Below are 21,688 nucleotides of genomic sequence, written 5' to 3'. Positions count from 1 at the left end.
CAATGGCTGGTCAGCAACTGCGAATATTGCCTGTAATGGCGGATTATCGGAGTGTTTGAGTGTCCGAGTGGGGAAAATCTTCCTCTTTCATGAATCTCCTGGTCACATCGGTTAAATCCCTTACAGCATCGGTTGCCGAACTTCCTGCTTCTGGAGAGAGACAATTGGGAGTAAGCTATTCTACGACATTTGTAGCGATCGAACTATGGCAACTATCAACGACAACTACCTCAAACTCAAAGCCGGCTACCTGTTTCCCGAAATTGGGCGCAGGGTGAAAGCCTATGCGGAGGCGAATCCCGAAGCGCCCATCATTCGGCTGGGGATTGGCGACGTGACGGAACCCCTACCGGCTGCTTGTCGGGAGGCGATGGTGAAGGCGGTGGAAGATATGGGCTCGCGGGATACCTTTAAAGGATACGGCCCGGAACAAGGTTATGAGTGGCTGCGGGAGAAAATTGCCGAGCACGATTTTAAGTCGCGGGGATGCGATGTTGATGCTTCGGAAATCTTTATTTCTGATGGTTCTAAGTGCGATTGCGGCAACATTCTCGATATCTTTGGCAACAATAACACGATCGCAGTTACAGATCCAGTTTATCCGGTGTATGTAGACACTAACGTGATGGCCGGACACACGGGAGATGCGAACGAAAATGGCGAATACGGCGGCTTAGTTTACCTGCCAATTACAGCGGAAAACAATTTTACTGCCCAAATTCCCACCGACAAAAAAGTCGATTTAATTTACTTGTGTTTCCCGAATAACCCGACGGGGGCAACTGCAACCAAGGAACACTTGCAAGCTTGGGTAAATTATGCTAAAGCTAACGGTTCGATTATTTTCTTCGATGCGGCTTACGAAGCGTATATTACCGATCCGAGTTTACCGCATTCTATCTACGAAATTGAAGGGGCGCGGGATTGTGCGATCGAATTTCGTTCTTTTTCCAAAAATGCTGGTTTTACCGGTACTCGCTGTGCGTTAACAGTTGTACCGAAGACTTTGACTGGAAAAGCAGCAGATGGTTCCGATGTCGAAATTTGGAAGTTGTGGAACCGCCGCCAATCTACTAAATTTAACGGAGTTTCTTACATCGTGCAGCGCGGTGCTGAGGCGGTTTATTCTGAGGCTGGCAAGGCACAAATTCAGGCTTTAGTCAATTTTTACATGGAAAATGCGAAGATAATTCGCGAGAAATTGACAGCGGCGGGAATCCAGGTTTTTGGTGGCGAAAATGCACCTTATGTGTGGGTAAAAACGCCTCACGGTTTGTCGAGTTGGGATTTCTTTCAGAAGTTACTGGAAACTTGCAATGTGGTGGGAACACCCGGTTCTGGTTTTGGTGCGGCGGGTGAGGGTTATTTCCGCATTTCGGCGTTTAATAGTCGGGAGAATGTGGAAGAAGCGATGAGACGGATTGTGGAGAAGTTTAAGGTTTAATTTCATTTTGTGCTTAAACCGAAAGTCTGTCAGTCCGCCAGGGAATGAATTCCCTGGCTAATAGCGAAAGTCCTCGCTATGAGGACTAATGAGTTCTTCAGTCCTCCTAGCGAGGACTTTCGCTTTGAGACATGGGTTTCAACCCCTGGCAGACTGCCGGAAAAGCGCGAAAAAGCATTAATTTAATATGTTGTGGAACAGGTCGGAAAAGCTGTTTATGACAATAGTAAAAGATGTGAGTTTTGGAAAGTGCGATCGGCTCATTGTTCCAAACTTCACTTGATGCGGATGAATATATGCTAATGGCGATAGATTTCAATTTCGGGCAATTTGCCTAATTGACAATCTTGCAGTTATATTAAGAAATTATTCACTTAGACAGGCCTGGTCATATGTTGTCTACACTCCTTGCAATATCAGCATTAGTTCTGGCTGCTGCATTGACATACACGCAACTTAAACTAGCCAAACATAAAAAGCTTTTACGTAAATATGATTCGCTTTTTTCCAAAGAGGACTTTGAAAAGCAATTAGATTCTAACATAAATCTCAAACAAGGGGAACTCGACCAGCTTGCCAGCGAGCAAAAAAAACTAAAGGCTAAAATTAGAAACCTCCAGCAAAAACTCAGTGAGGTTGAAGAATCCGAATCTGTTCAATATTTTGGTTTTTATAAATCACAGTATAACTTTGGCAGTTCTGAGGAATACAAGCGCCGACTTGACCAAATTAGAGCTCAACAAAGTAAAATGCTCAAAGATAAGACGGCGGCTATCTGTCATGTACCCTGGGTAGTAGAGGGCAGCCAGAAAAAAGGTAAGAAAATGACCGATGACTTTCTAACGCTAATACTGAGAGCATTTAATGGCGAGTGCGATGCTGCAATTCTTCAGGTTAAATATAACAATGCCAATAAATTAGAAACCAGGATTAACAAAGCTTTTGAAACCTTGAATAAGCTTTCAGAAACTAATCGCTGTCAAATCATGCCTAGTTATCGCGCTCTCAAACTAGAAGAACTATATTTGACTCATGAGTTTATGGAGAAAAAACAGGAGGAAGCTGAAGAACAGCGGAGAATTAGAGAGCAAATGCGCGAAGAAGAAAAAGAACGCCGGGAGATAGAAAAAGCGAGAAAAGATGCGGAACAAGAAGTCAAACGTCGGGAACAAGCTTTAGAAAGAGCTCGCCGAGAAATCGAACAAGCTACAGGTCAACAGAGAGAACAATTAGAGCGAAAACTTCAAGAAATAAATCAACAACTTCAAGAGGCTCTTGCCAGTCAAACAAGAGCGATTTCTCGCGCTCAGGTGACTAAAGCAGGATATATCTACGTCATTTCAAATATTGGTTCTTTTGGAGAAAATGTTTATAAAATTGGGATGACGCGAAGGCTTGAACCCGACGATCGCGTTAAAGAATTAAGTGGAGCGTCTGTTCCATTTCCATTTGACATTCATGCAATGATTTTTTCTGAAAATGTTCCAGAAACTGAGAATTTATTGCATCAATATTTTCGAGATAAAAGCGTCAACAAAGTTAACCAACGCAAGGAGTTTTTCAAGGTGACATTAGATGAAATCACCTCGGCACTTGAAAAAATTGCGGAACAAACTAAAACTCTAAAAAAAGCGGAAATTAAATTTACCAAGGTTGCTGAAGCAGAACAGTATCGAAAAACGCTAGCTATAGAACTAGGTGAAACTCAGCCTCCAGACTCAAATTATACACCGACATGGGAAGAGGAAGAGTCCGACGCAGACGAATAAGCAGTTCACAGGCTATGAACTCCACACAATAGGACAAACTATCCGAAAACCCAAATGGTTGACTCGATCGTCTGAATCCCAGTTGTAACTATACGTTGAGCGGCAATCTCTGGGAGCATTTAACCAATATCCGCCTCGCAACACCCGTAAATTATTGTTACTTTCAGTCAACCATGCACTTCCATTTGTGGGTACCTGGTGATAGACGATACTCGCGTCCTATTTTTTGGGAAAGGCGATCGATCATTTTCTGCTAATACCTATTACTGCTAAATTGTCAACCCCTAAAGGTCGATAAATTGTATCTCTTTGCTGATAACCCCGCCCCAAAGAACTAATTGCATTTTGCAAATCTTCGACAGATTGACAACTGCCGCCAACCGCACCGGCCATCGTTGTAATGTGCTCTTCCATCAATGTACCGCCGATGTCGTTGCAGCCCCATTTCAGCGCTTCTGTAGCTCCATCTAAACCTAATTTTACCCAACTGGGTTGGTGATTGGAAATCAAATTTCCTAAGAAGATTCTCGATACTGCGGTGAGTAACAATGTATCTGCTAAAATTGGTTGGTCGCGGCCGACTCGACTCCGCAAAGGAGCCGGTGCTTCTTGCCCGACAAATGGTAGTAAAATAAATTCTGTGATGCGTGCTGGATAGTCTTGGTCGATCGCAGTTTGTTGGAGCGATCGCACTTTTTCTAAATGCAAAACCTGCTGTTCTGCAGTCTCAATATGCCCGCAAAGCATCGTACTCGTTGTCGGCAAACCCAGACTGTGAGCAGTTCCCACAATTTCCAGCCAAGTTGCCGAATTTAGTTTTTCCGGGCAAATCACCCGTCGCACAGAATCGTCGAGAACTTCCGCAGCGGTTCCCGGCATCGAACCAACTCCCGCATCCCGCAAAGCCGAAATTACATAGCTGAAACTAAGATTATCTTCTCTGGCAATAAACTCTATTTCTTGAGGTGAAAAAGCGTGCAAGTGCAACTGAGGAAATTTATCCTTAATAGTTTTCACCAATTGCAGATAATAAGGCAAAGATGCGCCGTTCAGCTTAGCTTGAAGATTTAAGCCGCCCTGCATACAAATTTCCGTTGCACCCCGCTGCACTGCATCAGTTGCCTTTTCCTGAATTTGAGCTGCATCTAACCAAAAAGCGCCCTCATCTCCCTCGTCGCGGCGAAATGCACAAAAACTGCAATGCTGCTCGCAAATGTTAGTAAAATTAATATTTCGATTGATAACGTAGGTGACAGTATCCCCTGATTGTCGGCGGCGGAGCAAGTCAGCGGTTGTTTGAATAGAAGCTCGCGCGTCTGGCTCTGTTTGCTGCAAAAGTACCAATGCCTCTGCAGAAGAGATGTTATAACCTTGTAAAGCTCGATCGAGAATTGCATCCACAGTTTTATTTTTAACTCAATTACAGAATTACTGACTAGAATTAAGGCGTTTTTATATTTTAACGAATCAATTATGGAGGAACGATATTTTACAATCTCAAGTCTTACAAAACCATCCTTTATTTTTTGCGAAATGAAATTATGGGCCTCAACCAAGCAAATCACCTCTTGCCAGTGCCGTCTGGGCTTTTGCGAATTCCTGCTATAGAGACTTTCAATTCAAATTTTACAGAGGCCGACACACCGCCAATTTATTTTTCCCTCGTCATTCCCACCTACAACGAGTGCAAGAATGTCAAGAGTATTGTGGAAAAATTGAGCCACTTGCTTGATGGCAGTATTCCTGGCAACTACGAATTAATTGTAGTCGATGACAACAGCCCCGATCGCACCTGGGAAGTCGCCCTGTCCCTGACACCGGAATATCCGCAATTGTGGGTGATGCGTCGGGAACACGAGCGCGGACTTTCCACAGCGGTGATTCGCGGGTGGCAGGTCGCTCGGGGCGAGGTTTTGGGCGTCATCGATGCCGACTTGCAGCATCCCCCGGAGACGCTATTGCAGCTTTTAGCAGAAATTCAGCGGGGAGCAGATTTAGCTGCTGCCAGTCGTCACGTGGGCGAGGGCGGGGTGAGCGACTGGAGCGTTGTCAGGCGATTTTTATCGCGAGGCGCTCAAACCGTGGGGTTGGTTATCCTGCCGGGAGTGGTGGGCCGAGTTTCCGATCCGATGAGTGGCTATTTTATGGTGCGCCGCACTTGCATAGCCGGCAAAACCATGAATCCTGCTGGTTACAAAATATTGATTGAAGTGCTCGGCAGGGGCGACATCCGCTGGATTGGAGAAGTTGGTTACGTGTTTCAGGAGCGGCAAGAAGGGGAGAGCAAAGTTACCTGGAAACAGTATATTGAGTATTTGCGACATTTGCTTCGGTTGCGGTTTGCCCGCTGGCCGATGGGCCGATTCCTGCGGTTTGGCGTGGTTGGTTTCAGCGGCGTTTTTGTGGATATGGGAGTTTTTTACCTGCTGCGGACTGTCCTCGGTTTGGGGCTGACTCGCAGTGCAATCTTTTCTGCTGAAGTGGCAATTATCAATAATTTTTTGTGGAACGATTTGTGGACTTTTGGTGATATTTCTAAGCAACAGCCTGGAAAGCGCCAGCGCTTGAAACGGCTGTTGAAATTTAATGTGATTTGTTTAATTGGCTTGATTATGAATGTGCTGCTGGTGAATGTGCTGTTCAATGTTTTTAAGGTAAACGAGTATTTGGCTAAGTTGATTGCGATCGCAACTGTGACTCTGTGGAACTTCTGGATCAATATGAAGCTGAGTTGGCGGGTGACGGACGTTCAAAAATAGTTGTTAGTTTGGCTATTCGTTAGTTGTGAGTGGTTATTGGCACTGACAACTAAAAACTCCCAACTGACAACTGACAACAGCCAACTGCCAACTGCCTTGAGATGAATGAATTAATGATTAAGAACAAACAACTGTTGTTGCTATTTCTGTGGACGGCGATCGCCTGTATTTTGCGCTTTGCCAATTTGGACTCGAAACCGCTGTGGACAGATGAGTTTTCCACTCTAGTGTTTAGTTTGGGCAACAGTTTTCGCGGTGTGCCGATCGATCGCGCGATCGACCTTTCTACATTATTACAACCCCTGCAATTCCGTCTCGGTGCTGGCATAGCAGATGTCCAAAACCATTTGCTGCTAGAAAGCAATCATCCACCAGTATATTTTATGCTCGCTCACTCGTGGATGCGACTGTTTGCGCCTTCAGAGGATAGTTTAGTTTGGATTGGGCGAGCTCTTCCTGCATTATTGGGCGTGATTTCAGTTCCAGGTATCTACTTTTTGGGAACGTTTGCTTTTAGTTCCCGTTTAGTCGGTCAATGTGCTGCCGCGATGATGGCAGTATCTCCCTACGGCATTTATCTCGCTCAAGAAGCTCGCCATTACACTTTAGGAATATTATTAGTTATTGCCTCTCTTTTTTGCCTCGTATTAGCTGCCAAAAAACTGCAACAGCGCGCTCCCCTGCCTATTTGGGCGGTGCTGCTTTGGGTAGTTGTTAACTGTTTGGGAATTGCGGTTCACTACTTTTTTACACTGACTTTGTGTGCCGAAGCAATAGCATTAATGGCTGTAATCTGGCAGGAGTTTAATGGAAAGTTACCAATTTCAAACAGCCAGCAGCCTAATATTTGGCAATTTCAAATCCTGTGGCGACTTTTCGCAGTAGCGATCGGCACTTTGGCTGGCGGTTTAGTTTGGCTGCCGGTATTTTTGTCAAATAAATACGGCAGCGAACTAACTAATTGGATTGTCAGCAGCGATCGCACATTTTTAAATTTGATTAATCCGATTTTTCAAGCTTTAGCTGGATGGATCACTGTCATATCTCTGCTGCCGGTGGAATCGCCAAATTTGGCAGTAGTAGTTGCATCGGTCATCGCAATGACAATATTTTTTATATTGGTGCTTCCCATCCTGTTTAGCGCTCTTAAAAAGTCCTTAACAACGCCCGATAGTCGTTTAGGTACTGTTATTTTCGGCGGATTTGTCATAGGATCAATTTTCCTATTTTTCAGCTTTGCATATATTTTAGGGATTGACCTAACTCGCGGGGCTCGATACAATTTCGTCTACTTTCCGGGGGTGATATTGCTTTTAGGAGCAACCTTGGCGGTTATATTTAACACACCTAAAGTAAAAAGTCAATGGTTTAATTTACGGGCGATCGAAGTTCCGGGCAAAAAAGCAGTGGTGCTAATTTTAGCAATGGGTTTTTTTAGCGGTGTCACAGTAAATTCCAATCTCGGCTATCGCAAATATTACAAACCAGACCTTTTAATTCCGATTATCCGCGAAGTATCGAAAGTTCCCGTGTTAATTGCCACTACTCAAAAGACTCATGTAGAAATAGGAGAGTTGATGGGGATAGGGTGGGAATGGGAAAGAAGTTCGGCAACGGATTTTGTAGGGGATGTAACGGATGTAACGGCTGTTAGGAAGAAAGAAGAAGTTAAAGCCTTTGATTCTCCGCTATTTCTTTTGGCTAATAAAAGAAGGGATGGGCAGGAAATAGCGGCAGGGACACTTGACAAAACACTCAGTCAATTAGAACGTCCGCTTGATTTGTGGCTGGTTAATTTTCGCGCACCTGTCAATCTAGAAGCACAAAAATGTCAGGTTGAATCGCGCGAGTTGCCTGCGGTGGACGGGTATGAATATCAAGTTTATCATTGTTCTAGCTTATAGGTCAGTCTTAGGTGATGGAGGGGTCGATCGCGCTTCGATTAAAATAAGTACGTTAGCGAACCTTCCTGATAACGATCGATCGCTACGATCGCCTAAACTGGGAAACAACAGGCTTTTAAATGCGATCGCTTATGTCCAGATTTATCCAAAATTGGCTGCTACCATTGCTATTGATACTCAGTAATGGTTTCTTGGGTTGGCTGATCAACCAACTGCCCGGTAAACAGGACTTAAAAATTGAAGACCCTATCATAATCATACTGACAGTAGGGTGTCTATTGGCACTTTTTATCCTCGGTGCTATATCCAGTCAGTCTCCGCCGACGGCAACGCCTGCAAATCAAAATTGGCTTGTTGGTTTTTTACCCCTGCTGGGAGGTGGCATCCTTTTCGCACTCTTGAAGGGGAACCACGTACCCGCCGAATTCAACTCAGCAGTTTTTTATACATCTCTCATTCTGTTTGGTTTGGGGACTGTGCTCCCGCCTGTACTGCTTTTACCGAGACAATGGCAGAAGAGGTTGGTATGGTTGCCGCCCGGTTTGGGACTGGCGGTAATGTTGTATTTCATACTGAGAGGCGAATGGACAGCAGCATTTTGGGCTTTGGTTGTGACTGTAATTTTGATGTTGTTTATCCATGCCATCAAGTTTCTCATCCCAGTTACTAACCAACTTACACCGAAGTTTAGGGCAAAGAGACAGCAAGTTGCAGATAGTTTGGCAGACTGGATTTGGAATAAAATCGAAAATTTTACCTCACCTTTTCAGCAGGAATATTACAAGGGTTTGACTTATATCTGTCGAGACTATCAAACACAGGGATTGGATAGAGACAGAACCCTGAAGTTGCAAAAGGTATTTGTGCCGCTCAAAATTGTTGCAAAAGAAGCAGCGAATACAAGCCCCAAAATGATTCAGCCACTCAAGGATGAAAGAAATAACTCAAATCAAACACAAATTTGGAATTTTTTAGCAGCAATAGATAAGAATCCGGCCTTTCGGCGCATGGCAGTTTTGGGCGCACCCGGTTCCGGGAAAACTACCCTTTTGAGATATTTAACGCAGACTTATGCCACAAAGCAACAGCGGAAAGTGCATCCGAAAGCGCCGAAACTGATTCCGATATTGTTGTATCTCCGAGATGTGCGTCAGGAAATTGTGAATAATAATCAACTGACTCTGGCAGACTTAATTACTCAGCAGGTACAGCAGCAGCAGCAAAAATATCAACTGGAGAATCCACCGCCTAACTGGTTTGCCGAAAAAATACGTCAAAACCAATGTTTGGTAATGTTAGATGGATTGGATGAAGTGGCAGATGAAACCCAGCGCCAGCAAGTAAGTCGTTGGGTAGACGCACAGATGGAGGCATACCCGGACACGGCTTTTATCTTAACCTCTCGACCTTTTGGCTATAAAACTGCGCGCTTGCAACAAGATGTGACTGTCTTAGAAGTGCAACCATTTAGCTTGAAACAGATGCAAGATTTTATTCGTAGCTGGTATTTGGAAACAGAGGTGATGAGTCGCGCTGGACAAGGTGATGCGGGAGTGCGGGCAGAGGCTAAACAACAAGCTGATGATTTAATTAAGCGGATTAAAAATAGCAAACCTCTGGCGGACATGGCGGTGAATCCTTTACTGCTAACAATGATTGCCACAGTTCACCGTCGCGGTAGTGCCTTGCCAGGAAAACGGGTAGAACTTTACAGAGAAATTTGCCAGGTTTTACTAGAAAGGCGACAAATAGCTAAAAATATTGCGGATGTGCTAACAGCGACGCAAAAGCAATCTGTTCTGCAAGTGCTGGCATTTGAATTAATGCAGCAGAAAACTCGTGATTTCCATCTATCCGATGGAATAGATTGGATTACAGACAAGCTGGCAGAGGTAGCTGGTAGCGGTAAGAATCCAGAGAATTTTATCCAGCAAGTTCGGGATGTGAGTGGGTTGTTAGTGGAAAAAGAAGTAGGGGTTTATGAATTTGCTCACTTGAGTTTCCAGGAATATTTAGCAGCCATTCAGATCAAGGAATCGAACCAAGAGAATTTGTTGATCGCAAATATTCACCAATCTTGGTGGGCTGAAACTATCCGTCTTTATGCAGCGCAGGGTAATGCTAGCAATCTGATTCGGACAGTTTTGGCAATGCCATCTCCATCTGTTGAGGTAATGGCACTCGCTTATGATTGCTGGGATGAGGGGTTGAGTGTAAATCCAGACGTTCGGCAACAACTGGAGCAAATTTTAGAACAAGGTTTGAACTCGACAGACCCAGAAATTGCCAAATTAGCAGCACAGGTACAGTTATCGAGGCGACTGAAATAATGCTGTTACGAATTGATGAGAATGTCGAAATTGACATGAGTTACATCACCTGCGCCGAATATCAGCTTTTTATTGATGAGAAGCTGAAAACGGCTGAACATCGCCAACCTGACCATTGGACAAGTTACAGATTTCCGCCAGGAGATGCAAAAAAAACAATTACTGGATTACGTTCTAGTGATGCTGAGGAGTTTTGTGAATGGTTAAATCAGCAACAATCTGGATTGGGACTTAAGTACAGACTGCCCACTTTAGCTGAAGTAGAGGAATATCCAGTTACAGAACCACAAGTAGGATGCTGGTGTTTTGATGGAGAACAGCGAATCCTTGCAGGAATAGAAACAGGACAGCAGCAAACTTGGAAACAGAAATTAGCTGAGGTTTTGGTTCTCAACCGCGACCTCGACCGCGACCTCAACCGCGACCTCAACTTCGACCTCAACCGCGACCTGAAGCGCGACCTGAACCTCGCCCTCTACCTTGACCTCAACCGCGACCTCGACCGCGACCTCTACCTCGACCTCTACCTTGACCTCAACCGCGACCTCAACCGCGACTTCGACCGCGACCTCAACCGCGACCTCAACCGCGTCCTCAACCGCATCCTCAACCGCGACTTCTACCGCCACCTCAACCTCGACCTCAACCGCCACCTCAACCTCAATCGCGACCTCAACCTCGACCTCAACCGCGACCTCAACCGCGTCCTCAACCGCGACCTCAACCGTGTCCTGAACCACGACCTCTACCGCGACCTCTACCGCGACCTCTACCGCGTCCTCAACGGCAAAATTGAAGCAATTGAAGCTGGCAAAGCCAGTTATTTCCTACTTTTGTACTTCCCTCTGCTTCCTATTATTGTTATCTATCATTTCTTGTCAGCAGCTTATGAGGGAATATCCAAAAATAAAACGGCGCTCAATACAATTAAGTTAAGCCGTCAAGAAAGTGAAGCTATTAGCCGTAAGTATTTAGAGAAGCTCAATGAAATATACCCACTTTATGTTTACTTAGTATTACTAGATGAGCGACAAGCGGGTCGAATACCAGCATGGGAGAGTATTCGGATTGTCAGGGAAAGAGTTGAGTAGCAGATATAGCGCCTGGATAGTAGGGACACAACACTGTTGTGTCCTTTGGCTGCGGAACACAGGATTGTTTGTGAAATACTATTTTCTAATCTTGCCTGACACTATCGGGCACGCCCACAGCCGAAATGCCCGATATCGCCTTTAAGTTTTGACACCGAATCAACTCGTTAAAATCCAAACTGCGCCCTTCAATTTGCGCCACAGCCTCGATCGCCCCAAGCAAATGTCCGGCCGCTTCCGCTTCGTTGTAACCACGCCTTCCCGCTACTCTAATCGCTCCTTCGTCAGCATCTAACTCTACTTGGGCACTGCGGTTGTCGCGCCAAATTCGAGTCATGGCGAGTCCCGTCAAACCGCCCGCGATCGCAGTGCCGATCGCATCTCCCTGCCACAATTCTACAACAGTCCCGACAATTCCCGCCAGAGCCGCACCTTGATAAATATCCGGTTTAAACCACTTAAAATTGCACAGAAAACTGACATTCCGCAATAGCAGTAAATCCCGCTGTGGCTTAGATAGCAGCCGCCACAAATCAAAATTAATATAAATCGGGCGAGATTGATTCCAAGGCAAAGGAAAATCGCAGTCAATTACCGTTGATTGTTGGGGCTTATTAATAATTTTACAAGTCATGCGACCGGAAGCTGGCATCACATCTAACAGGCGGCGAATTTCTGGATCTGGATTCATATTTTTTGGGAATTGCTTATTGGTAATTAGATCTATTGCAGAAAATTTTGATTAATATGTCAACCGCAGATTTAAGGCAGATAAACGCAGATAAACGCAGATAATTTTTAGATAGTTTGGGAATGCTTGCAATTTGAGTCTAACCTGTAGGGACACGGCATTGCCGTGTCCTTGTCCCGTAGCTCATTTAAGGGCTTTTCTTAGAGTCAGATTTGGGAGATTATTGAGCTTTCGGAGTTGCTTTTTCACTCTTCGGCGAAGGCTTCGGACTGACAATCGCTGGGGCAACTGACGGCTTTGAATTCACGGTTGGGGATGTCGGTGATTTTGGAGAATCAGGCGCTGTTAGCGGGGCAGCAGGGGCTGTCTTAGCGCCTAAAATGCTGGCGTCTCCGGTGTCGAAGGTGCCGGCGATGCAAGCGATCATCATTGTCGCTAAGGTGCCGACAAATAATGCTTTCCAACCGAGTTCGGAAATGTCTTTGCGGCGGGATGGAATTAGGGCGATTGTGCCGCCGACAAATATGCCGACGGAGGCTAAGTGGGCGAAGCCGGAAAGGGCGTAACTGACAATTAAAACTGTACGATCGCTCACCAGTCCTTTTGCCCCCGCTTCTGCTAGAGTTTGATAGGGAGGAATCGCCGTTTCTAACAACCTGCGACCGATAATTACTGACGCTTGCCAAGAGTCCTCTAATGGAACTCCTGTTAATAGCGTCAGGGGATAAAATAAGACTCCCATAATGTTGGCTAAGGTGACAACTTTGAACAAGTCACCAATTGGGCCGGGCAAAATTGCCAGCCAACCAAAGAATTGATTAATTAAGGAAACTAAGCCTAAGATTAAAATCAAAACAGCGGCAATTGCCACTGCCATTTTTACACCGTCCAATGCACCAATTATCGCGGCATCCAAAGGGCTGACTCGTTCGATGGGTTCTCCGCCCACTGTCTCTTGTTGGCGGATATCACCGTCATTTTCGGCAATTTCTTCGCCCACAAATTCGCGACCTTTAGGCTTCCGTTCTTCCTTGGGAATGCCGCCCATTGTCAGGGGCACGCCTGTTTCAGGTACTAAGATTTTGGAGAGAACAAAACAAGCGGGAATGGCGATAATTGAAGCGGAAACTAAGTGTCCTAAAATATTTGGAAAAACTGGCTTGAGAAAACTAACATAAATTGCTAAAGTTGAAGAAGCGGCCGTCCCAAAACAGCAAGAGAGGATTGCACAAAGTTCCGAACGAGTCATTTTAGGCAAATAAGGCTTGACAACAATTGCCGCTTCAATTCCTACGAAAATATTAGCAGCGCCGCTGAGGGCTTCTGCGCCGCTCAACCGCATTGTCATATAAAAGATTTTGGCAAAAAGTTCGGTGATAATTTGAATCACGCCGATGTTGTATAGCAATGCCATGAGGCCAGAAAAAAAGATAACTGTCGGTAAAGCTCGAAAGGCAAAAATATAACCTAAATTAACTGCCGGCTCTTTACCAGGTATGGGTACAACATTGCTCCCGAATACAAATCTCGCTCCAGCGTCAGCAGCGGTGAATACTCCATCCAGTAAGCCAGTAAACCATTCTAAGGCGATGCGAGTTGGGGGGAACAGGAATACTAAAAATCCTAAGACTAATTGCAGGCCAATGCCCCAGATGATGACGCGCCAAGGTATATACTGAACTTTGCGATTTTCTGAGAAAACCCAGGCGATCGCACATAAGCCAAAAATGCCCAGAAACGAGATAAGATTGTAGATAGACATGAGCCTAGTCCTTGAAATACTTAAGAATGCCGATCGACGGCTTGCACCACATCAGTTATACTATTCATCTGACGGCAAATGCTAAAAAAAATAGGGGGCAGATGAATTACGCACTCAAAAGCGTACTTATGTCATTGCTTAGGTCATTCCGAACTCTGCGGATCTTTAGCAACCCTTGATTTGCCGTAATTACCAGCAGTTTAGATAGAAACTCTAACACATGGAAGCTTTTGCTCCACATCCTCCTGAATGGACTGCGACGGCGGTTCACGCTAATGAGTTTTGCTGCCCCAAGTGTGGCGCTAGCTGCACGGATGCCACTGAGGTCTGGATTAATCGCCGATCGCCAGTATACACCGAGTTCAACCGCCGCAAGTGGCAAGAATTTTACCGCTGCCAGTGCGGCGACGTGTGGTGGGCCTGGAGTAACGATAGGCCTCCTTCTGAACTTGTGCGTCGCGATCAGAGTTCGGATGACAGCCCGGATGACGGCCCGGATGATGATTTTTAGAACGGTGACAGAATTTTCGATTTTCGATTTTCGATTTTATTTAAAATTAGGCTAAGGTGCGCCTAGGCGCACCCTACATTTAGATATGTTAGCGCCAGTTATCAACTAATTCATCACATCAAGTATTCCCTTGACTACGCCTTCCATGACTCTTTCAATTAAGCTCAATTCATTATCACCAATCGACTCATTTAAGAGCATTGACTGAATTCGGTGTCTGTCATCGCGAGTCAGTTCGCCTGACGAAAATATCCGTTCTACTATTTGTTCAGTTAGAAATGGGAAAGCTGGAGTTTGCATGGTTGGTCTCTAAAAGCATCAATATTTTGTTTTTAACTTTATTAGAGGAGCCAGTTATGGTGTGGGTTTTTGCTGTCCCACCCCATCAGTGCTCCAATCATAGGACTCTGGGGGGATTTTGTCAATACACTGGCGACAGATAAATACAAAATTTGCCTTAAATTTCCGACATTCTGGGAACGGGTGGTTTTGGAGTGCGATCGACTGATCCCCTGTGCCTGCAAAGTCGATTCGCCCCGGCGGTGGCGGTGTTTGATCGACCTTTTTAAGTTTATTGGCACTCTGGCGGAACATTACAGCTCAAAAAAAATCAAAACGATAAGAGATTAAAATTGGTAATGGAGAATTGGCTTTTTTGAATTCCCTCTTCCTTCCGGCTAATGACTAATGACTAAGAACTAATGACTAATGACTAATAGCTTCCTCCAATGACCTATTTTCGTTCTGCTCTAATTTTGACATTAGGTTTTTGGCTGCTACCGCTAGCAGTTCGATCGCAATCTGTCGTTCCGGCCAATGACGGCACTAATACTGTTGTTAACTCCGAGCAAAACCGCACAGACATTAGTGGCGGACAACTGTCAGGAAACGGGGCAAATCTGTTTCACAGCTTCAGCCAATTTAATCTCAGCGAAGGTCAAATTGCTAATTTTCTAACTAATCCAAACATTCAAAATATTTTAGGGCGGATTTCCGGCGACAATGTTTCCGTAATTAACGGTCTGATTTCTGTAAGCGGCGGCACCTCAAATTTATTTTTAATGAATCCGGCGGGAATTATCTTCGGTCAAAATGCTAGATTAAACGTGCCGGGGTCTTTTTTCGCGACAACTGCTACAGGTATTGGTTTCGGCGAGCGCTGGTTCAATTCTGCCGGAATTAATGATTACAAAGCTTTACTGGGGAATCCTAATCAATTTAATTTTAATAACTCACAATCTGGGGCAATTGTCAATGCGGGAAACTTGGCAGTTGGCAGCGGGCAAAGTTTAACTTTGCTCGGTGGCACCGTTATTAATACAGGACAATTATCCGCTCCAGGCGGTCAAATTACTGTGGCTGCTGTTCCGGGACAAAATGCAGTCCGCATCAGTCAAACGGGTAACTTATTGAGTTTAGAAATTACTCCGTCTTTGCAGTCTGAAAAATTGGCGATCGCCCCGGTTTCTTTGCCTCAGTTGCTGACGGGCCCCGGCGTAGCGTCAGCCACAGGTTTAACGACTAACGAACAAGGTGAATTGGTACTAACTGGCGGCCAAACAGTGCCGACAGTTCCCGGAAGTGCGATCGTCTCCGGTTCTGTAAATGTATTTGGCTTTTCTGGGAATGCTGGTGGCACAGTCAATATTTTAGGGGAAAAAGTCGGACTCTTCGGCGCAAATATCGATGCTTCCGGGACGGACGGCGGAGGTACTGTGCGTGTCGGAGGCGGTTTCCGGGGGATGGAACCAGTGCCAAATGCCCAGGTAACTTATGTTAGTCCTGATTCTACGATCGCAGCAAACGCGATCGACCGCGGCAATGGCGGCACTGCGGTAATTTGGTCAGACAATATAACTCGCTTCTTCGGCAATATTAGTGCTCGCGGGGGCATCGCCGCAGGTAACGGCGGCAGAGTCGAAGTTTCCGGCAAAAATGCTTTAACTTTCCAAGGAGAGGTCGATACCCGCGCGACTAACGGTGCGATCGGCAATTTGTTGCTAGATCCGGCAAATATTACGATCGTCAGCGGTAACGGCGACACCAGCGCGCCATCGACCGGTGGCGGACTCGAAGCGGCACCAGAACCCAATGAAACATCGATCTCAGAAGTGCAGTTGGAACAGATGGCGGCCGGCAGCAACGTGGTTCTAGAAACCCCGGGCTACATCACCCTCCAAGACTTGCCCGATAACAAACTTTCCCTGCAAGCGAGAACGGGAGACACCGTAACATTTAGCTCGGGCGGAGTGTTTGTTGTCAATGACCCCAACGATTTAATCGAGACTCAAGGTGGCAACATCAACATTTTTGCCAGCAGCATCTCTCTGGGCGGACTCAATGCTAACAGTGGCAATATCGCTATCACTGCTAACGGCATTGACTTGAGAGGTGGCAGCAATTCTGTCAGCAGTGCGGGGGGAACAATTCGCTTGCAACCCAATGATAGCCGAGCAATTCGGCTCGGTGGCACCGGCGATATTTTGGGCATTTTGGACTTGACGGCAACGGATCTCGGCGCTTTGGCGGGGGATTTCGGATCGATCGCGATCGGGCGCGAAAACGGTAGCAGCTCGTCGATCGCGATCGTCGCACCCATTACTTTCAACAGCCCGCTGACACTTCAAGGCAGCTCGATCGCGATCGACAATCCCCTAAGAACAAGCGGCAGCGCTAGCTTGACTCTCGACGCGCCCCAAACTGATCTCAACGCCAACATTGCCACATCCGGCGGCGATCTCACTTTTACAGGAAACGCATCCCTCAATGCTGACGTGGCTTTGAGCACGGAAGCTACCGGCAACATTCTGTTCTCCGGTAGCCTAGACGGATCTCGCGCCCTGAGACTAGACGCTCAGCGAGTGCTGTTCGGCGGTACAGTGGGTCAAGCTGCACCGCTGGCGAGTTTGACTGTCAACGCCGGTAGTACCGAGGTTTCGGGCAATATTGCGACATCTGGCGACATGAATTTCAATAGTAACGTCACAGTCGATCGCAATGTCGCCCTAACCACCACTACCGGCAATATCGCTTTTGCCAATACCCTCGACAGCACGCCGGGCCGGGCTAATAATTTGACGCTGCGCGCTGGCGGCAACATTACTTTTGGCGGCCTAGTCGGTCAAACTCAGAGGTTGGGCCTGCTCTCGGCTGACGCTGCTAGCGTGACGGCTGCTTCCACAATTACAGCGCGCAGTTTGAGTCTTAACGCGCGAGATTCTGTTACCTTCGGGGGGGACAGCACGGCCGCTTTGGGAGCCGATATCAAGGCAGAAAATGTCCTCTTAGAGGGTAATTTAAGGACGGATGGCGGCAGCGTGAATGTGCAAGGAAGCGGCGAGGTTCGGACTGGCAATATTACCTCGAACGGTGGCAGGATTCGGGTTGAGGGAAATACTGTTGCTGCAGGTGCGATCGACTCGTCATCAGCGGGAACAGGAGGCGCGATCGCTATCCAAAGCAATGCCGGCCCTTTAACTGCGGGAGCTTTGAACGCTTCGGGGGCGATCGGCGGAAATATTGCTGTCACCTCGAAGGCGGGGATTTCCGCTCTAGATATCAACTCCAGCGGCACTTCAAACGGCAACGGCGGGGGCGTCTCCCTGAACGCGACTGGTGACATTCAGTTGGGCTTTATCAACGCTAGAGGCGGCACTGGTAGTACTGGCGGCAGCGTTGATGTGAGCACCCTCGGTTTGTTTCGATCGAACAATGTTTTCAACGATGATATATCGGGCAATATTTCCAGTATTTCTACTACCGGAGGTGCGGGGGCGGGGAGGATCGCAATTCGCCACGGAGGCGGTATCGATCGACCGTTTGTAGTTGGCGACGCGATCGACAATGGAACCCGGGGAAGCATTAATGCTGGCGGGGGAAACGCCATTTTGCCCACTTTTTCTTTTGGACAAACTTACACGCAAGGAAGTTTACCCAATCAGATTTCCCTAGTTACGCCGGGTCCGCCCTCTACTCCTGCACCAAGCCCCGAACCAATTCCCGCACCAATTCCCGAACCCATTCCCGCACCAATTCCCGCACCAATTCCCGCACCGCCTCTAGAGTCCGTAAATCCTGATCCGGAGCTGTCATTTCCTGCATCTTTGCAAGTAGAATTGCGATCGCCCAATCGAGACAGAAATTCCCCAATGAGCCAGGATATTTTCGCTCCTTCTCGCAGATTAGATGCGGCAGGTTCGGGAGTTTTAGAATTTGAACAAACCTTTACTCGCGAGTACGAAAAATATCTGGACTTACCCCCAAGAAAGCCGATTACTAATCTATCGGTGATTTACGAAACTCTTCGCAAAAACGAACAAATTACCGGGGTCAAATCTGCAATCATTTATATGAATTGGCTCAGGAGAGCGGATGCAGCCGCAGCCAAAGAAAATGGTTCAGTGCTGGTGGCAAGTCGGGATTTATCTAATCTATTGCCTGTGAGAAAAAACCTCACCTCCGGGCCCCCTCGCCCTTTAGAAGATAAGTTGGCCCAGAGGTTGTCGCCACAGAGCCAAGAAATTCCCGATGTTCCTAACGGGGAGCATTTAGAATTAGTGTTAGTCACAGCTAACGCTCAACCGCTGCGCGTTGTAGTTCCGGCGACAACGCGGTGGCAGGTGTTGCAATTGGCTGATGCCCTGCAAACGGAAATAACTAATCCCAGAAGAAGAAGCAGCATTAGTTATTTGGATTCGGCTCAAAAACTTTATCGCTGGTTAATTGCGCCAATGGCCCCAGAATTGGCCGCTTTAAATATTGACAATTTAATTGTAATTCCGCCAGCAGGTTTGCGGAGTGTGCCCTTTGCTGCTCTTCACAATGGCAAACAATTTTTAGTTGAGCAATACAGTCTTAGCGTGATGCCGAGTCTGAGTTTGACTGATATTGGCTACGACAATATTGCGGATGATGAAGTTTTGGCAATGGGGGCGTCGGTATTTGAAGATAAAGCGCCGTTGCCGGCGGTACCGGTGGAGTTAGAGTCGATCGCGCCGCCAAGTGAAGGAAAATCATTTTTGAATCAAGATTTTACTCTCGGAAATTTGCAAGCTCAGCGGGCAAATCAGCCTTTTGGAATCATTCACTTAGCAACTCACAGCGAATTCCAGCCCGGTGAACCGAAAAATTCTTACATTCAGTTGTGGGATACTAAATTACGTATCGATCAAATGGCACAGTTGCGGTGGAATGAACCGCCGGTGAATCTGTTAGTTTTAAGCGCGTGCAGTACCGCTTTGGGCGACGAAGAGGCGGAGTTGGGGTTTGCGGGTTTGGCGGTAGCTAGCGGTGCTAGATCCGCTTTAGCGAGTTTGTGGGAAGTCAGCGATGATGGGACTTTGGGGCTGATGACTGAATTTTATCGGCAGTTGCGGGCCCCCAGACGCGGTGGCAATTTGATGATTAAAGCGGAGGCTTTGCGGCGCGCGCAATTGGAGATGCTGCGGGGGCGCGTGCGGATTCAAGACGGGATGTTGCGATCCGAAGGGCTTTCTGGGGGTCTAATTTTGCCTCCAGAAATTGCGGCGCGGGGCGATCGAGTGCTTTCGCATCCTTATTATTGGGCCGCCTTTACAATGATTGGCAATCCTTGGTAATGGAGATGTTGAAGGAAGAAGGAAAAAGAGGCGTTGCTGAATCAAGATATCAATAGTGCAGTAACTGAAACATCCTGAAATTTTAGGTAACGTATTTAGGACTTATATCGTTTCCGATGCAACCGGAAACGCTATCAAATGTCTCGGAACTATGATATCCCAATACCCTTTCTAAAATTCCTGAACGAAAGTGGTCAACCGGTGTCCGTAGGTAGATTTTATGTTTTTTTTCACATAAGGCTGTAATTCATCGAGCTCATCGACTTCTGAAATGACCTCGGGGTGATAAGCATCGGCTCGGAGTTTTCCCACAAGTCTTACCCAAGTTATTAGGGTGATTTGATGAACTCCCTTGATTCGTTAATAGTCCGAGAATTCCTACCAGTGACATATATTTTTATACCTTCGGGTTTCACAGTATCACTGTAACCAGGCGTGGGATTCATAATCAGCGATAAATTGACAACCAGATTTGACACAAATGTGCTTCTGTTTGCCTTTTTTATTACGGTTTTTACGGCTGTGGGTTGATTTTCACTGGCTTTCATTGCATGGTGATTCCACCTATTCATACTATAATTCTGCAACGCCAAAATCTCCTAGGAAGCTCAACTGCGAGCGCACTTCACTCTGTTTTGCGGGATTTTGCAGGAAACTGTGGAGCGATGGTACTCCTGACCGGAATTTTTAGCCGTCTTATTTTTAAGAAATGTTAATAAAAAATAACTTTTCTGTTGAAACTTAAGTTTTTCTTAAAGTTGCGGATACTATTATGTATTAGAGGATACATCTACTTAATTAATTAACAATTTCTAAAAAAATAATTGAGTATTAATACTCACAATAGGATGTAAGAATGATTAACTTACCGGGCTACGACATTACCAACCAAATCCATGAAAGTAGTAATTCTTTAGTTTACCGAGGACTGAGAAAGCAAGACAACAAACCGGTAATTATCAAATTTCTCAAACAAGATTATCCGATGCCAGCTTCGTTAGTCAGATACAAGCAGGAATACGAAATTACACACAATCTTAACCTAGAAAGTGTGCCTAAAACCTACAGCTTAGACAGATACCATAACAGTTTGGCTATCATTTTCGAGGATTGTGGTGGAGACTCATTAAAGCTCTTGTTGGCCTCTCATCAACTTACATTAGAAGATTTTTTATTAATATCTATTAAAATAACCAGGGCTTTAGGGGAAATTCATCGACATAAAATTATTCATAAAGATATCAATCCCAGCAATATTATTATTAACTCAAGCACAGGGCGAGTTCAAATTATAGATTTTGGCATCTCTACTGTTTTAAAACGCGAAAATCCTAGCCTGAAAAATCCTAATGTTTTAGAAGGCACTCTTAGCTATATATCGCCCGAACAAACAGGTAGAATGAACCGGGCGATAGACTACCGCACTGATTTTTACTCATTAGGAGTCACTTTTTATGAACTGCTAACCCGGCAATTGCCCTGGGATTACAGCGATGCAATGGAATTAATCCACTGTCACATTGCCAAACAAGCAGTACCGCCCCACCAAATCAATCTAGAAATTCCTAAAGCTGTTTCTAATATTGTGATGAAGCTATTAGCGAAAACCGCTGAAGCCAGATATCAAAGCTCTTGGGGAATTATCGCTGACTTAGAAGAATGCCTAGAACAATTAAAAACTACGGGAGGAATTGCAGATTTTGCCATCGCACAAAAAGATATTACAGATAAGTTTCAAATACCTCAAAAACTCTACGGGAGAGAAACAGAAGTTGAAACCTTATTAGCAGCCTTTGAGCGAGTCAGCAGGGGCAGCACCGAAATGATGCT

16 protein-coding genes are annotated in these 21,688 nt (G+C 46.0%); 10 read left to right on the top strand and 6 right to left on the bottom strand.

Features of this window, described 5'->3' with window-relative positions; genetic code table 11:
* Positions 1-205 precede the first annotated feature (205 nt).
* Together QUA42_RS09795 and QUA42_RS09790 are read left to right on the top strand one after the other, a co-directional pair.
* Positions 206-1,444 carry an LL-diaminopimelate aminotransferase gene (locus QUA42_RS09795; RefSeq protein ID WP_333137122.1) on the top strand — a complete coding sequence of 413 codons (1,239 nt, stop codon included), beginning with the start codon at positions 206-208 and terminating at the stop codon, positions 1,442-1,444.
* Positions 1,445-1,836: 392 nt separating this feature from the next.
* Positions 1,837-3,213 (top strand): DUF4041 domain-containing protein, encoded by a 1,377-nt coding sequence (locus QUA42_RS09790; protein ID WP_333137121.1) that lies wholly within the window; start codon positions 1,837-1,839, stop codon positions 3,211-3,213.
* A gap of 12 nt (positions 3,214-3,225) precedes the next feature.
* Here QUA42_RS09790 and QUA42_RS09785 read toward each other — a convergent pair whose 3' ends face one another.
* Together QUA42_RS09785 and cofH are read right to left on the bottom strand one after the other, a co-directional pair.
* On the bottom strand, positions 3,226-3,384 hold the full coding sequence (locus QUA42_RS09785; protein WP_333137120.1) for an SUMF1/EgtB/PvdO family nonheme iron enzyme: 159 nt from the start codon (positions 3,382-3,384) through the stop codon (positions 3,226-3,228).
* 72 nt (positions 3,385-3,456) lie between these two features.
* Positions 3,457-4,614: a 7,8-didemethyl-8-hydroxy-5-deazariboflavin synthase subunit CofH gene (gene cofH / locus QUA42_RS09780; RefSeq protein ID WP_333137119.1), complete on the bottom strand. Its 1,158-nt coding sequence runs from the start codon at positions 4,612-4,614 to the stop codon at positions 3,457-3,459.
* 140 nt (positions 4,615-4,754) lie between these two features.
* Here cofH and QUA42_RS09775 point away from each other — a divergent pair, with 140 nt between their 5' ends.
* From QUA42_RS09775 to QUA42_RS09755, 5 genes are all read left to right on the top strand, one after another.
* Complete coding sequence (locus tag QUA42_RS09775; protein WP_333137118.1) at positions 4,755-5,972, top strand: glycosyltransferase; 1,218 nt, start codon at positions 4,755-4,757, stop codon at positions 5,970-5,972.
* Positions 5,973-6,085: 113 nt separating this feature from the next.
* Positions 6,086-7,876 carry a glycosyltransferase family 39 protein gene (locus QUA42_RS09770; protein ID WP_333137117.1) on the top strand — a complete coding sequence of 597 codons (1,791 nt, stop codon included), beginning with the start codon at positions 6,086-6,088 and terminating at the stop codon, positions 7,874-7,876.
* The gene (locus QUA42_RS09765) at positions 7,842-8,060 is read left to right on the top strand and encodes a hypothetical protein (RefSeq protein ID WP_333137116.1); all 219 of its coding nucleotides are present in this window, start codon (positions 7,842-7,844) and stop codon (positions 8,058-8,060) included. Before QUA42_RS09770 ends, QUA42_RS09765 begins: the two co-directional genes overlap by 35 nt.
* A gap of 94 nt (positions 8,061-8,154) precedes the next feature.
* Positions 8,155-10,206, top strand: coding sequence for an NACHT domain-containing protein (locus tag QUA42_RS09760; RefSeq protein WP_333137115.1), 2,052 nt, complete (start codon positions 8,155-8,157; stop codon positions 10,204-10,206).
* Complete coding sequence (locus QUA42_RS09755; protein ID WP_333137114.1) at positions 10,206-11,297, top strand: hypothetical protein; 1,092 nt, start codon at positions 10,206-10,208, stop codon at positions 11,295-11,297. The genes QUA42_RS09760 and QUA42_RS09755 overlap by 1 nt, the downstream gene beginning before the upstream one ends.
* A gap of 85 nt (positions 11,298-11,382) precedes the next feature.
* On the opposite strand, the gene QUA42_RS09750 is transcribed toward QUA42_RS09755, so the two are convergent.
* The gene (locus QUA42_RS09750) at positions 11,383-11,988 is read right to left on the bottom strand and encodes a DUF3318 domain-containing protein (RefSeq protein WP_333137113.1); all 606 of its coding nucleotides are present in this window, start codon (positions 11,986-11,988) and stop codon (positions 11,383-11,385) included.
* Positions 11,989-12,208: 220 nt separating this feature from the next.
* A complete protein-coding gene (locus QUA42_RS09745) occupies positions 12,209-13,750 on the bottom strand; it encodes a nucleoside transporter C-terminal domain-containing protein (protein ID WP_333137112.1) in 1,542 nt (513 codons plus the stop codon).
* A 220-nt stretch (positions 13,751-13,970) separates the two neighbouring features.
* Between QUA42_RS09745 and QUA42_RS09740 the strand changes: the two genes are divergently transcribed.
* Positions 13,971-14,261, top strand: coding sequence for a hypothetical protein (locus QUA42_RS09740; RefSeq protein ID WP_333137111.1), 291 nt, complete (start codon positions 13,971-13,973; stop codon positions 14,259-14,261).
* A gap of 105 nt (positions 14,262-14,366) precedes the next feature.
* Here the strand turns inward: QUA42_RS09740 and QUA42_RS09735 are convergent, their stop codons facing one another.
* On the bottom strand, positions 14,367-14,561 hold the full coding sequence (locus QUA42_RS09735; protein ID WP_333137110.1) for a hypothetical protein: 195 nt from the start codon (positions 14,559-14,561) through the stop codon (positions 14,367-14,369).
* Between the two features lie 54 nt (positions 14,562-14,615).
* Positions 14,616-14,855, bottom strand: coding sequence for a hypothetical protein (locus tag QUA42_RS09730; RefSeq protein WP_333137109.1), 240 nt, complete (start codon positions 14,853-14,855; stop codon positions 14,616-14,618).
* A 134-nt stretch (positions 14,856-14,989) separates the two neighbouring features.
* Here QUA42_RS09730 and QUA42_RS09725 point away from each other — a divergent pair, with 134 nt between their 5' ends.
* Entirely contained in the window at positions 14,990-19,858 is a 4,869-nt protein-coding gene (locus QUA42_RS09725; RefSeq protein WP_333137108.1) for a CHAT domain-containing protein, read from the top strand.
* Between the two features lie 856 nt (positions 19,859-20,714).
* On the top strand, positions 20,715-21,688 hold a 974-nt coding region (locus QUA42_RS09720), incomplete at its 3' end, for a protein kinase domain-containing protein (protein WP_333137107.1).

The organism is Microcoleus sp. Pol11C2 (assembly GCF_036701505.1).
Taxonomy (GTDB): domain Bacteria; phylum Cyanobacteriota; class Cyanobacteriia; order Cyanobacteriales; family Microcoleaceae; genus Microcoleus.
Note: the sequence above shows the minus strand (reverse complement) of the source record. Positions and strands in the feature narration are given on the sequence as shown.

Bases quoted from the DNA above. Each gene is read 5' to 3' on its own strand.
- QUA42_RS09775 (WP_333137118.1), top strand. From the start codon at position 4,755: ATGGGCCTCAACCAAGCAAATCACCTCTTGCCAGTGCCGTCTGGGCTT.
- QUA42_RS09770 (WP_333137117.1), top strand. From the start codon at position 6,086: ATGATTAAGAACAAACAACTGTTGTTGCTATTTCTGTGGACGGCGATC.
- QUA42_RS09765 (WP_333137116.1), top strand. From the start codon at position 7,842: ATGAATATCAAGTTTATCATTGTTCTAGCTTATAGGTCAGTCTTAGGT.
- QUA42_RS09750 (WP_333137113.1), bottom strand. From the start codon at position 11,988: ATGAATCCAGATCCAGAAATTCGCCGCCTGTTAGATGTGATGCCAGCT.
- QUA42_RS09790 (WP_333137121.1), top strand. From the start codon at position 1,837: ATGTTGTCTACACTCCTTGCAATATCAGCATTAGTTCTGGCTGCTGCA.
- QUA42_RS09740 (WP_333137111.1), top strand. From the start codon at position 13,971: ATGGAAGCTTTTGCTCCACATCCTCCTGAATGGACTGCGACGGCGGTT.
- QUA42_RS09735 (WP_333137110.1), bottom strand. From the start codon at position 14,561: ATGCAAACTCCAGCTTTCCCATTTCTAACTGAACAAATAGTAGAACGG.
- QUA42_RS09755 (WP_333137114.1), top strand. From the start codon at position 10,206: ATGCTGTTACGAATTGATGAGAATGTCGAAATTGACATGAGTTACATC.
- QUA42_RS09730 (WP_333137109.1), bottom strand. From the start codon at position 14,855: ATGTTCCGCCAGAGTGCCAATAAACTTAAAAAGGTCGATCAAACACCG.
- QUA42_RS09725 (WP_333137108.1), top strand. From the start codon at position 14,990: ATGACCTATTTTCGTTCTGCTCTAATTTTGACATTAGGTTTTTGGCTG.
- QUA42_RS09795 (WP_333137122.1), top strand. From the start codon at position 206: ATGGCAACTATCAACGACAACTACCTCAAACTCAAAGCCGGCTACCTG.
- QUA42_RS09745 (WP_333137112.1), bottom strand. From the start codon at position 13,750: ATGTCTATCTACAATCTTATCTCGTTTCTGGGCATTTTTGGCTTATGT.